Origin of the sequence: Pseudomonas sp. R5-89-07 (genome assembly GCF_003851685.1) — a bacterium.
GTDB lineage: Bacteria > Pseudomonadota > Gammaproteobacteria > Pseudomonadales > Pseudomonadaceae > Aquipseudomonas.
In genome coordinates this window covers 4290534-4302741 of record NZ_CP027727.1, presented here as the reverse complement: position 1 = coordinate 4302741, position 12208 = coordinate 4290534, and the positions used below count along the sequence as shown (strand labels likewise).

Here is a 12208-nt window from a genome sequence, read left to right as displayed (position 1 = left end):
ATGCCGCCTGGGACGGCAGCGGCTTTGCGGTATCAGGCGCCAGCGTGGTCGTGGAGGGTTTCGAGAAAATAATGATTCAAGGCAGGCATCGTCTGGCGCAGGGTATCCACGAACTCCGCGATGACCGTCTGGTTGAACGCAAGCGTCGTGTCGTCATGCCCCAGTACGACCACCAGCAGAGTCGAGGATGCGTCCGTCAACCGGAAGTCATGGGCATCGGCATCCACCTTGCCGATGCTCGCCAACGGCTCGTCGCCGCAGGTATAGACGATGTCGCCCGCCGGAATCATGACGTCTTTCTTGGCAAACAACGGGCGGAAGGCCCTCGGTGCTGGCGAACGCATGACGTAGATATCGTCCCTCTGATGATAAGTGTGTACGCCGATGCTGACGCCGTGTCGGATCGCCACCGCGTTATAGGCATCGACAACGTTGTTGATGGGGCGTATGCCGTTGGCGATGAAGCGCCGCAGCAGTTTTTCGTTGGCACTCACCGTATTCGTGTAGCCGAGCTTTTCAAGCTGCCTGGCAAACCCTTCATAAACCAGGTTGGAGTCCAGTTCCTGGAGGTGTGAGGCCACATGATTCAAGTTGCTTTGCAGAAGGCCGACGAAACTCTGGTCATCAGACACGCTGATGTTTTCGACAACGGCGGCGCACGCGTTGTGCAGGCCCACGTCAAGGGCAGACTTGCGGATGATCAAACGACTTTTCATGCCTTAACTCCAGAGCTTTTTACGCAGAAGATCGGTGCTGGCATCCAACTGTTGTGTGCTCTGGTGTTGCAGCCAGAACAGCCCAGGGCAGGTGGCAAAGTCGATGGTGACCGGCGTGGTATCCCCTGGGCTGATGAAGAAGCGATGGCCGCAATAGGCTTCGTCCAGCATCGCGCTCTGCAGTGCCTGCGGCGAAGGGGCGTTGAAGGTGCGGCGTTCGTCTGAACAGAAAAAGCCAATACGGCCATGGCTGATCTGACGCGCAGCGCCGGCCGGCGGGCGAGGGCGCCCGAGGTAGCTGTCGATGGCCAGCGATAGCAGGTCCGGCTGGTACACCTGCTGAAACAGCAATGGAGCGATACCGCCATGCAAGCGGCCTCCCGCTTCAATCATCACCGGGCCGCTGTCGGACCAGATGATTTCCATATGAATTGGCCCTATCTCGATGCTCAAGGCCGCCGCTGCCTGGCGGGCGTAGTCGATCAGCGGTTGCAGCTCCTCTGCCTGGGGGTCGAGTGTGTCCAGGCTTTCATAGACGAACTTGCTGCCGTTTCTGTGGATCTTGCTGTACTTGCACACCGTGGCAATGGTGTATTCGCCATCAAAGGCAACCATGTCCACCACGTACTCGGGGCCTGCCACGAACGGCTGCACGATAAAACCGAGGTTGTATTCCCCCAGGTCGTTTTTCTGTCGCCAGGCCGCGTTGTTCAAGGCGGTTTCCACCTCGTGCCTGCCCTGGGCGAACACCACCCCTTCGGTGGCGGCCGAATTCAGGGGTTTGACCACATAGGTGGCCGCTTCCTCTAGGGAATCGACCACTTCGCGGATGCGGGTGGGCGAACTCAGCAGTTGTGAAGCAATGTTCGCCAGCCCGTGTTTCTTGAGCGCTTGCTGCATGGAAAACTTGTTGCGCCGCAGATCGCTGGTGATGCGACTGTTGCCTGGGATACGCAGGACTTCGGTGAGGTAATCGGTGAGGTAGATGGCGGTTTCGCAGCCCGCGATCACCGCGCTCAACCCCAGCTTTTCAAGGGTTTCCAGCAGGCTCTCTTCCCAGTGGTAAACCTGTTCGAAATCTTCCCTGACCAGGTCATCAGTGAAATGTCTGGGCAGGGTGTCGGTGGAAATCACTGCGATACACTTCACGCCCTGAGCCTTGAGCAAAGGCGCGTAGAGTCTGCCCGTGGAGAACGGGTCGACGATCAGTACGGTATTCAATTCAGGCATTCCTTATTCAAGGGTCGCGGTGGCCGGGACCGCCGGCGTGAGATTCCACGCCAGTACGGCAGCGGCCAGCAGGCCGGCGGAAACGATCATCAACAGGCGCGCACCTTCCAGCCCGAGGAATCCGGCCGTAGTAAAGAACGTCAGGATCATTGGCGCCGAACCGCTGACCAGCAAATAGTAGAGCGAGCTTTTTGCCGCAATCACGTCGGCAACCCGAGCATTGGGCGCCGAGTCGATCAGGTTCTTACGCAATTGAATCCGCAGGCTGTTGATGCAAAAGCCCAGCAGGAAAGCGGCCGCCATCATCACGTAGAGGTTCTGGAAGTAAACGATTGCCACGTCGGCCAGCAACACCAGCAGGATCGCGCTGTAGCTGTTGAGCTTGATACGCGGCAATACCGCCGCGCTGAACGCACCCAGGCCCGCCAGGCCGCTGGCCACGCCGAACAGGGTGGCGTTCCACTCATTCAGTTTTTGAAAAACGATCGGCACCAGGCTGTTGAAGGCGCCGATATGGAACCCGATCATGCTTAACACGATGATCAGCACGTAGAGATTTCGCGGCAGGTTCAGCGCTTGAGCGGCCGGGGTGTCTGTTGCCTGCTCGGTGGTCTCGGCGCTGGGCGTCGGCTGCACGAAAAGAATGGCCGCCAGCGACACAATCGCGGCCAGGCTGATGATCTGAAGCGTCTGGCTGACCGAGAACACGTCAACGATCACCCCACCCAGCAGCGCGCCGCCAAAGGCGCCGATCTGGATAGACGTTTGCATCAGCCGCGCCGAGGTGTCGCTGTTGGTCGCGCCGGCCAACACCAGTTTGGTGTTTTTCGACTCCAGGGTGCTGATGGTGAAATAGTCGGTGACCCCGACCACAAAGGCGATTGCCAGGAAGCCGATAGGCAGCACGGCGGCGTCGGTGAACGACAGCCCAAGCACGGCGGCGAACGCGGTCAGGCGTATGTACAACAGTCGCTTCATGCTCAGTTCAATGGTGAAGAATTTACCGATGTATTGTTCGCACACATACGGCACCACGGTTGCCACGCACAGGGTGGCCCCCACCAGGAATGTCGAGCCGGTGGTTTCCAGGCCGAACCAGACCATGGCAATGACAATCGCCATGTCCAGGCCGGTAAACAGGGTCACGATCGAATAGAACGCTGTGAGTGTTGATTTATGAGTCATAGGATCATCAGTCGTAACGAGAAAGTTTGAGTAAAGGCACGCACCGCTCGGTGTCGCCCACGACGGTACTGAACTGGTTTCTGACGCGAACGGTGGGGGGTGATTTCTTTTCCAGGTTGCACACCTTGTAAGCGTTGTCGTGCCACGGGCAGATCACGCTTTGCCCGTCGCCCGTGGTTTCACCCATGTGCAACGGGCCGCCCCGATGGGGGCAGGTGGTGGGCAACAGCTGAGTCGAATAGGTGTGGCGTTTGAGAAAGTAGGTTTTGTCTTCTACCGCCACGTAGTTGGCATCGGTAAGGTTCAAACGGATGGCTTTCATGGAGTCGCCTACTCAAAGGGCTGTGACGGTATAGGTGCAGGATGGGCTGACGACACGGGTGCCATGCAGCATGCCCTTGGGGATCACCACGCCTTCCCCTGCCTTCAGGCGCACCGTGAGTTCCGGGCTGGCGACAAAATCCAGCTCGCCGGTTTCAACCCAGAACAGCTCGTCATTGGGGTGGGTGTGCGGGACCGAAAGTTCGTGTTCGGTCTCGGTGATCCGCAGGTCCACCGGCTTCAGTCCTTGCTGGGCCGCAGCCTGCGCGCGGTGTTCATCCAGTTCGTCATGCCATTTGATATGGGCATAGAGTTCTTCGTCGGCGATGTCCTGCAGCAACCTGAATTCCTCGAAACCGCGAATGAGGTCGGGAATGATCTTGCTGCCAAATTGCTTGATCATGGGAAGAATGAGGCGTTGCAACGCCATTCTTCCGTGATGGACATCGATGTGTGAGTGCTCATCGAAATAGTCCGTGGAGACGCTGCCGTTGAAAATGGTCTTGATAGCGCTCGACTGGTGTTTGGTGGTGAGCGCCAGGGTGGCCTCGGTGTAATACATCGCGCCAATGTAGCGAAACAGCTCGCCATGGTTGGCTGACACGTAATGGAAGTAATTGGTCAGCGACAGCGAAGCCGCCGTGTAGAACTGCCAGTAATGGTGTACGTGGTGAGACATGCCCATGTCGTTGAGCATGTCTTCAAAGATGGTGCTGTGCTTCTTCTTATCGACGCCATAACCATATTCGTCGATCAGGATCTTGAACAACTCGCTGGTGTATACGCCGCAGTTGCCCAGCACATTACGCGCCATCGCCGAGGCTTCACTGAGGAAGTCGCCGGCGCATTGCGTCATGAAAAAACGCGCGGCACGTTCAGGGTTGCGGCTGGTGGTCAGCACCTGGTGCAGCTTGGACTCGGACTGCGAAACTTCCTCCAGGACCTTGTCGGTGTGAGCGACAAACGAATCCAGGCACCACGACCCATTGATATGCACCTCTTCCTTGAGCCAGTCGTACAGGTACTGCTCCAGCAATGGGCGGATTTTCTTGCCGCTGGCCGCGTGCTGGGGGTCATAGAACTGTTTGAATGCCTTGAGATCGAGCTCCATGGGCGCCTTGGGCAGAAATACCAGGTCCTGCTCATAGATATTCAACAGCAACCGTTGCGCCAATAGATGCTGGCTGTTTGAAAGCTGATCGCTGGTCAGGCGAGTGCTGATAATTGAATCGCAGATGTCCTGCGGTCGGGAAGGGCGCTGGTAGGGGCTGTTGGTATAAAAGCTGCGTGGCTGGGCGAAGGCGGTGGCGGCACAATAGTGGTTCAGTGCTTCGGCATCCGAACTGAGTGCGAAGTGCGGCGCATCATCTGACAGCTTAGTCGTCCATAACATAAGGAATGCCTTCTGGCTGATTTGTTCGATGGCCAGATGCTATAGATTTGGTTTTTCTAAAAACAGTTTGAAAATCGGGTGCGCAGATAGTGAATTTCACTAAACGCGTAGGTGGAGTGTTCTTTGTTATTTGGGTGAGTTGATTTGTTTGGAGGCGGCGACTACATACGCTCGCCGGCTTTTTAAGACGTGTCCGGGGTGCCTGTCAGTCGATAATGGTGTGATGTAGTGTTGTTATTTCTTTAGTTGAAGCGTGTAGTCCAGGACGACTGGGTGGCTAAATAGTCGCCACTGCGAGGGGCCGGTCAGCCCCTTGCCCACTGTGTCAGTGTTCCAGGGCTTCGACGGCCTGGGCATTTTGCGTCATCGCAAACAACCCGCCGCGCAGGTCCGTACCGCTTGGCTGCTGATACAGGCTCAAGCCAAATTCCGGCAACACCGCCAACAGATAATCGAATATATCGCCCTGGATCCGCTCGTAGTCCGCCCACGCCGTGGTACGGGTAAAGCAGTAGATTTCCAGCGGCACGCCCTGGGCGGTGGTTTGCATCTGGCGCACCATGCAGGTCATGTTCGGCTGGATGTCCGGGTGGCTTTGCAGGTACGCCAGGGCATAGGCGCGGAAAGTCCCCAGGTTGGTCATGCGGCGGCGGTTGGCCGACAGTTGTGCGCTATGGCCCTGGGCCTCGTTCCAGGCCTTGAGTTCGGCCTGCTTGCGGCTGATGTAGCCGGTGAGCAGGTGCACCTGGCTCATGCGCACTTCTTCGTCATCGCGCAAAAAGCGCACGCCGCTGGCGTCGATGAACAGGCTGCGCTTGATGCGCCGGCCGCCGGAGGCCTGCATGCCGCGCCAGTTCTTGAACGACTCGGACATCAGGCGCCAGGTGGGAATGGAGACAATGGTCTTGTCGAAGTTCTGCACCTTGACCGTATGCAGGGTGATATCCACCACATCGCCATCGGCGCCGACCTGGGGCATTTCGATCCAGTCACCAACTCGCAGCATGTCGTTGCTGGTCAACTGCACACTGGCGACGAACGACAGCAGGGTGTCCTTGTATACCAACAGGATCACTGCCGACATCGCACCCAGGCCCGACAGCAGCAACAGCGGCGAACGGTCGATCAGGGTGGCCACGATGATGATTGCGCCAAACACGAACAGCACCATCTTCGCCAGCTGCACATAACCCTTGATCGAGCGGGTACGGGCGTGTTCGGTGCGCGCGTAGATGTCCAGCAGCGCGTTGAGCAGGGCGCTCATCGCCAGCACCATGAACAGAATGGTGATTGCGAGGGCCACGTTGCCAATGAACAGAATGGCGGTCTTGCTCAGGTCCGGCACCAGGTACAGGCCGAACTGGATCACCAGGGACGGCGTCATCTGCGCCAGGCGATGGAAGACTTTGTTGTGCCGCAGGTCGTTCAGCCAGTGCAGGGCCGGTTGCCGCCCGAGCAATTTGACCGCATGCAGGATGAGGTAGCGCGCCATACGTCCCACCAACAATGCCACTACCAGCAGGACCAGCAAGCCGAGGCTGGAATGCAGGACCGGGTGTTCGTCGAGGGCGCCCCAAAGGTCCTGGACCTTGAGCCAGAGCTGTTTGATATCCATGAGTGAACCGATTCTTCTGTAAGACAACACGGGGGCGATTAGAGCATTTAAGTGCAACAAAGTTGACGCCATGGACAAAATCGCTGACAAAAAAGCAGCTGATTGGCACCGTTCGCGTAAAGAAACTCGGTTTGGACGTCCGAAACCGGTAACCTATGCCGCTGATATTTTGTATTTCTTCGAGGTAGCACCCGTGTTTTCCCAATTCGCCCTGCACGAACGCCTGCTCAAAGCCGTGGCCGAGCTTAAATTTGTCGAGCCTACGCCTGTGCAAGCAGCGGCCATCCCGCTCGCGCTCCAAGGGCGTGACCTGCGGGTGACGGCGCAAACCGGTAGCGGCAAGACCGCTGCTTTTGTCCTGCCGATCCTAAACCGCCTGATCGGCCCGGCCAAAGTCCGCGTCAGCATCAAGACCCTGATCCTGCTGCCGACCCGCGAGCTGGCCCAGCAGACCTTGAAGGAAGTCGAGCGCTTCTCGCAGTTCACCTTCATCAAGTCCGGCCTGATCACCGGCGGTGAAGACTTCAAGGTCCAGGCCGCCATGCTGCGCAAGGTCCCGGATATCCTGATCGGTACTCCGGGCCGCATGATCGAGCAACTCAATGCTGGCAACCTCGACCTCAAGGAAGTCGAAGTGCTGGTGCTTGACGAAGCCGACCGCATGCTCGACATGGGCTTTGCCGACGACGTGCAACGCCTGGTGGCCGAATGCGTGAACCGCCAGCAGACCATGCTGTTTTCCGCCACCACCGGCGGTTCGACCCTGCGCGACATGGTCGCCAAGGTCCTGAACAATCCCGAGCACCTGCAAGTCAACAACGTCAGCGATCTGAACGCGACCACGCGTCAGCAGATCGTTACCGCTGACCACAATGTGCACAAGGAACAGATCCTCAACTGGCTGCTGGCCAACGAGACCTACCAGAAGGCCATCGTGTTCACCAATACCCGGGCCGCTGCCGACCGCATCTACGGCCGCCTGGTGGCGCAGGAATACAAGGCGTTCGTGCTGCACGGCGAGAAAGACCAGAAGGATCGCAAGCTGGCCATTGACCGCCTCAAGGCCGGCGGCGTGAAGATCCTGGTCGCCACCGACGTCGCCGCTCGCGGCCTCGATGTGGATGGCCTGGACCTGGTGATCAACTTCGACATGCCGCGCAGCGGCGACGAATATGTGCACCGTATCGGCCGTACCGGGCGTGCCGGCAACGATGGCCTGGCCATTTCGCTGATCTGCCACGGCGACTGGAACCTGATGTCGAGCATCGAGCGCTATCTGAAGCAATCGTTCGAGCGCCGTACCATCAAGGAAGTCAAAGGTACCTACACCGGGCCGAAGAAGGTCAAGGCCTCGGGCAAGGCCGTCGGCGTGAAGAAGAAAAAGACCGACGCCAAGGGCGACAAGAAAAAAGCCGGCGCCAAGTCGCCGACCAAGCGCAAGATCGCCAACCGTCCGAAGACCGACAACCTGTCGCTCGTCAGCAAGGACGGTATGGCCCCGCTCAAGCGCCGCAAGCCGGAAGCACCCGCTGCCGAGTAAGGCCTGTGTGGTAAAAAAAACCGGACATTGTCCGGTTTTTTTTCGTGCGCAGTTTGATCGTTTCCATGCGCGGCGCCTCGTTCATTTGGCCTTGGCTGCCGCCTCCTTCAGCTCCTTGAGCCGGGCATCGATCAACTGACACTTGTCCGGAAATTGCGCGCTTTCGGTATCCAGATCCATTTTCTGTAACTCGTCATTCATTTCCTTGGCTTTGGCAGGGTTCTGCTCGGTGAGCCTTGTCACTTCCTTGGCCAGCTCCTCGCGCTTGGCCGTGGCCTCGTCTGGCGTGCAGGCCCAGGCGGGCAAGGCGTACAACAGCGTGGCGGCGATGACCAGGTTCTTCAGGGTGCTCATGGGTCGGACCTCCTTGGCGATGATGCTCGGTTGAGGGGGCAAACGTCTGGAAAGTTCAGAGAAATGGCGCCCGTCTGTTCAGCTGAACGGCCAGCGCGCGGGCGGGTCACTAGCTTTGACGGGCTAATTTTTCAGGCCTGCAGGAGGAATCAGGATGACGACTTACAATTGGGATCTGATCGAGCGGCTGTTGCACGAAGTACAAAACGGCGAGGGCAGCTTTGCTCCGCGTAAATATGCCGAGCAGGAAGCCGCCGAAAAGGCCACGGCGGGCGAGTCCACCGGTAATCTGGATGCGTTGAAAAAAACCGCTGCAGATTACGAGGCGCTGCTGTTCAAGCGTGGGTTTATCGAGTCGCGCCCCGAAGAAGAGGGTGGCAATGGCGAGAATTTCATTCTGACCCCGCGAGGCGCGAGCCTGCTCTCGCTGATCGACAGCTCGATTCCGGGCAATGACCACCCGCGTCATGTGATGGACCAGCAGGACGATGCGCTGGATGAAGACACCTTTGATCGTGTGGCTTGCGAGGCCGCCATTGCCGGCGGTGCGATTTAGCGGTCACGCGCCATACGAAGGTGGGAGCGAGCAAGCCGCTCCCACTTTTCATTGCGATGATGCGGCTTTCAGGCACTTTAAAGCCTTGAAATCGTTGCGCACACCGTCGATTTTCTGGGTCAGCTTAAGACGCTGCTGCGCTGTGCTTTGAGCCATCAAGTCAACGATCAAGCTGCGCGCGGCGGCTTCCGTCTGTGCGTAGGCCGTGCGGTATTGCGGGGTCCACAGGCTTTCGCGGTCGACCAGCAGTTGCTGCATCCTGCGCGGGAAGTCGGGGCTTTGGCGCTGCTGCACGGCGTCAATGAATTGAGCCTGCCAGCGGGCGCGGTTGCCGATCCACTCGGTGTTCTGATCACCCAAAGCGACGGACCATGCCGTCACCCGGCTCTGCTGGCTGGGGCTGAGTGGGCCGATCCAGGCGTCCAGGCGTTTGCTCATGCGTTCGGCGCGCTCTTTGATTTGCTGGGCCAGTGGCGGTTTCAGGTACTCGTCCTGGCGCTTGCGCAGGTCTTTGGCCAGCGCCTCGTTCATTTCCTTGACCTGTTGGTCATCCAGGCCTTGCAGCAATTGAACTGCCGTCGGGGTGATTTCACGCGCAATCTCGGCGATGGCCTGCTTGGCTTCCAGCGTACGGGTTTGCAAGGCGACGTCTGTGACCTGATTGCTGTCGACCATCAACTGCAGGCGGTCCAGCCAATCCAGGTAACCGGGCAACTGGGTCGTGCAGTGCCACGCCAGGTGCTGCTTGAGGCTGTCGTTGAACCAGCTCTTTTGCCCGGCATTCATGTCCAGGTAGTCGTTGAGGGTCCAGGGGATGATCACATCGAGATTGCGGTAGGCCAGGCCTACGCGGTTGCAGCCGGCGAGCACCAGGCTGAGGGTCAGCAATAACGCCACGAATTTGAGCCGACGCAACATGGGCGGGTCCTTGCACGGAGGGGGTTAATGCATGTGAACCTGCGGCGGGTGCGACAGTTCAGCCCGTCAATAAAACGATCGCACAGCCTTCAAGGTCAACAGCCCATCACATTGCGAATTGTGTCCGGAGTAGGCCGAACAGTCACCGCCGCTGAGGCTGGAGTCGCTGTAGATCAGGTCCAGGTCAATGCCCTTCCAGGCGCGGGAGAACTGTACCGACCAATCGCTGAAGCTGTTGATGGTGCCGCCTTCCACCGAGGCAGGGGTGCCCAACTGGTGGGTGGTGTATTTCATGCTGACGCCGATGCCGAAAGGCTGCGTGCCGCCGAGGTCGGCGAACAGCGTGCTGTCACGGCGGTCGGGGTCGTTGCTGAAGGAGGCGCCGAAACGATTGCCCAGCAGGTTCAGGCCGCCGTAGAACTCCTGGCTGTCGAGAGGGCTGAGCGTGGGATAGCTGTAGTGAATCAGACCCACCTCGTAGCCCAGGGTCTGGTCGAACGGGTGCTTGAAACCCATATAGGAGTCGACTTCCAGATTGCTGGTCGAGGAGAGACCTATGTTCGGCGAAAACTGGCCGAAATACAGACCGCTGTTGTGGCTCAGGTCCAGCCCGCCATGGAATGAGTCGCTGCCTGGCGAGGTCGGCTTGACCAGGCCCTGGGCCATGCTTCGAGTGGGTGTGGTGCCTAACTTCAGATCAAAGTCGCCCAATTCACGCTGAAAGATCTGCGCTTCGGCGAGGGGGCTGGCAGCGAGGGCCGCGATCAGAAAAAAGCAGGGTTTGAGCATGCTTCACTCCATGAAAAGCGAGGAGCAGTGATGAAAAAAGTCGGGAGATGCCCGTGCTAGACGTGTGCAAGCATACCGGCGAAAGTCGCTGGCTTAAGGGCCGTTCGTCGATTGGCGGATCATGGGGTCAAGCAAGTGGGTGTTTCGGGCTCTAGCCCTAGCGCCTTGGGGGCAAGACGCTTAGGAACCAGGTGTGTTGCGAGGTCTTACTTTTTACCCAGGCTGATCTGCTTGGACGGGCCGAAAGTCTGGCCGCTCACGCCCTTGGCAATTTGCTGGATTTCACCACCGGACTTGAGGAACGCAGCAATCTGGCTGTTGATCGATTCGCTGGTTTCAACGGCGGGAGCTGGCTTTGCTTTGCTGTTGGATGCTTTTACGCGCATGGCGGCCACTAACCTGTAGAAAATTAACTTGGCCAGGCATCGTACAGGAAATACTTGACAATTGCTTGGCAAATATCCTCGTGAAATTAATAGCGTGACTGAGAAAGGGCCGAACTTGACCAGTGAATTAATTCTCTAACTTACTGTTTTAACTCGAAACCAGAGGATGAACAGGTGCTGGTGAGTGGCAAAATTCCCAAGAATGATCAGACGAGCGGGGCAGTGCCACTGGAGCGCCACGTCAGCCGATGGATTTTTCAGGCGCACGCGCGTGCCTGGCCCAACTCGGGTAGAATGCTGCCCACGTAACGAGGGTATTTGGAAATGGCTTTAGTCGGGCGCTACAACAGCTTGCAAGTGGTTAAACACACTAACTTTGGTTTGTACCTCGATGGTGCGCAAGACGGTGAAATCCTCTTGCCTAATCGGTATATCCCCAAAGACATTCCCAGCGAAGATGAAGACTGGCTTAACGTTTTCATTTATCTGGACAGCGATGACAAACTTATCGCCACCACTGAAAAACCCAAAGTTCAAGTCGGCGAGTTTGCCAGTTTGAAAGTGGTTGAAGTCAACAGTATCGGCGTTTTTCTCGATTGGGGACTGCCCAAGGACCTGTTGCTGCCCTATTCGGAAGAAAAGCGTCAATTGAGCGCTGGTGAGTATTGCGTGGTGCATGTCTACCTCGACAAGCACACCAAGCGCATCACCGCCACCGCGCGTCTTGACCGCTACCTGGACAAGACTCCGGCCAATTACCAGGTGGGCCAGGAAGTCGATCTGTTGGTGGCCGAAGCCACAGACATGGGCTTCAAGGCAATCATCAATAACAAGCACTGGGGCCTGATCCACAAGAACGAGGTGTTCAAGTTCCTGCGCCCAGGCAAGGAAGAGAAAGGCTTCATCAAGGAAATCCGCGCCGACGGCAACATCAGCCTGAGCTTGCAGCCGGTGGGCCAGGAAGCGGCGTCCAGCCTCAACTCGAAGATCCTGGCCAAGTTGCGTGACAACAACGGCACCTTGCCGGTCAGCGATAAAAGCGACCCGGCAGTGATCAGCAACTTGTTCGGCGTGAGCAAAGGCAACTTCAAAAAGGCCATTGGTGCGCTCTACAAGCAGGGCCAGATTGTGATTCATGCGGACCGCATTGAACTAAGCTGAGTGCGGTTCGCTCTGCTGTAGGAGCGCGCTCGCTCCTACAGTGG

The 12208-nt window shown here is 57.9% G+C and carries 13 protein-coding genes; 3 read left to right on the top strand and 10 right to left on the bottom strand.

Annotated elements, in window-relative coordinates; translation table 11 throughout:
- Window positions 1-32 precede the first annotated feature (32 nt).
- The 6 genes from C4J94_RS19575 to C4J94_RS19550 all read right to left on the bottom strand — a co-directional run bounded on the left by C4J94_RS19575 (window position 33) and on the right by C4J94_RS19550 (window position 6460).
- Entirely contained in the window at window positions 33-716 is a 684-nt protein-coding gene (locus tag C4J94_RS19575) for a phenylalanine--tRNA ligase beta subunit-related protein (protein WP_124387659.1), read from the bottom strand.
- Window positions 717-719: 3 nt separating this feature from the next.
- Window positions 720-1946, bottom strand: a complete 1227-nt coding sequence (locus tag C4J94_RS19570; RefSeq protein ID WP_256657561.1) for an ATP-grasp domain-containing protein — start codon at window positions 1944-1946, stop codon at window positions 720-722.
- A gap of 3 nt (window positions 1947-1949) precedes the next feature.
- Window positions 1950-3131: an MFS transporter gene (locus C4J94_RS19565; protein WP_124387658.1), complete on the bottom strand. Its 1182-nt coding sequence runs from the start codon at window positions 3129-3131 to the stop codon at window positions 1950-1952.
- Between the two features lie 7 nt (window positions 3132-3138).
- Window positions 3139-3453 carry a Rieske 2Fe-2S domain-containing protein gene (locus tag C4J94_RS19560; protein ID WP_124387657.1) on the bottom strand — a complete coding sequence of 105 codons (315 nt, stop codon included), beginning with the start codon at window positions 3451-3453 and terminating at the stop codon, window positions 3139-3141.
- 12 nt (window positions 3454-3465) lie between these two features.
- Window positions 3466-4845 carry an iron-containing redox enzyme family protein gene (locus C4J94_RS19555; RefSeq protein ID WP_256657560.1) on the bottom strand — a complete coding sequence of 460 codons (1380 nt, stop codon included), beginning with the start codon at window positions 4843-4845 and terminating at the stop codon, window positions 3466-3468.
- 325 nt (window positions 4846-5170) lie between these two features.
- The gene (locus C4J94_RS19550) at window positions 5171-6460 is read right to left on the bottom strand and encodes a mechanosensitive ion channel family protein (RefSeq protein ID WP_124387656.1); all 1290 of its coding nucleotides are present in this window, start codon (window positions 6458-6460) and stop codon (window positions 5171-5173) included.
- Window positions 6461-6653: 193 nt separating this feature from the next.
- Here C4J94_RS19550 and C4J94_RS19545 point away from each other — a divergent pair, with 193 nt between their 5' ends.
- On the top strand, window positions 6654-8000 hold the full coding sequence (locus C4J94_RS19545) for a DEAD/DEAH box helicase (RefSeq protein WP_124387655.1): 1347 nt from the start codon (window positions 6654-6656) through the stop codon (window positions 7998-8000).
- Between the two features lie 81 nt (window positions 8001-8081).
- Here the strand turns inward: C4J94_RS19545 and C4J94_RS19540 are convergent, their stop codons facing one another.
- Window positions 8082-8354 carry a hypothetical protein gene (locus tag C4J94_RS19540; RefSeq protein WP_124387654.1) on the bottom strand — a complete coding sequence of 91 codons (273 nt, stop codon included), beginning with the start codon at window positions 8352-8354 and terminating at the stop codon, window positions 8082-8084.
- Between the two features lie 154 nt (window positions 8355-8508).
- On the opposite strand from C4J94_RS19540, the gene C4J94_RS19535 reads away from it, so the two are divergent.
- Window positions 8509-8910, top strand: coding sequence for a transcriptional regulator (locus C4J94_RS19535; protein ID WP_124387653.1), 402 nt, complete (start codon window positions 8509-8511; stop codon window positions 8908-8910).
- A gap of 48 nt (window positions 8911-8958) precedes the next feature.
- Here C4J94_RS19535 and C4J94_RS19530 read toward each other — a convergent pair whose 3' ends face one another.
- From C4J94_RS19530 to C4J94_RS19520, 3 genes are all read right to left on the bottom strand, one after another.
- Window positions 8959-9828: a DUF6279 family lipoprotein gene (locus tag C4J94_RS19530; RefSeq protein WP_124387652.1), complete on the bottom strand. Its 870-nt coding sequence runs from the start codon at window positions 9826-9828 to the stop codon at window positions 8959-8961.
- Between the two features lie 66 nt (window positions 9829-9894).
- Window positions 9895-10617: a TorF family putative porin gene (locus C4J94_RS19525; RefSeq protein ID WP_124387651.1), complete on the bottom strand. Its 723-nt coding sequence runs from the start codon at window positions 10615-10617 to the stop codon at window positions 9895-9897.
- Window positions 10618-10823: 206 nt separating this feature from the next.
- Complete coding sequence (locus C4J94_RS19520) at window positions 10824-11003, bottom strand: hypothetical protein (protein ID WP_003193095.1); 180 nt, start codon at window positions 11001-11003, stop codon at window positions 10824-10826.
- 324 nt (window positions 11004-11327) lie between these two features.
- Here C4J94_RS19520 and C4J94_RS19515 point away from each other — a divergent pair, with 324 nt between their 5' ends.
- Entirely contained in the window at window positions 11328-12164 is an 837-nt protein-coding gene (locus C4J94_RS19515) for a S1 RNA-binding domain-containing protein (RefSeq protein WP_057721276.1), read from the top strand.
- The last annotated feature ends 44 nt before the right edge of the window (window positions 12165-12208 follow it).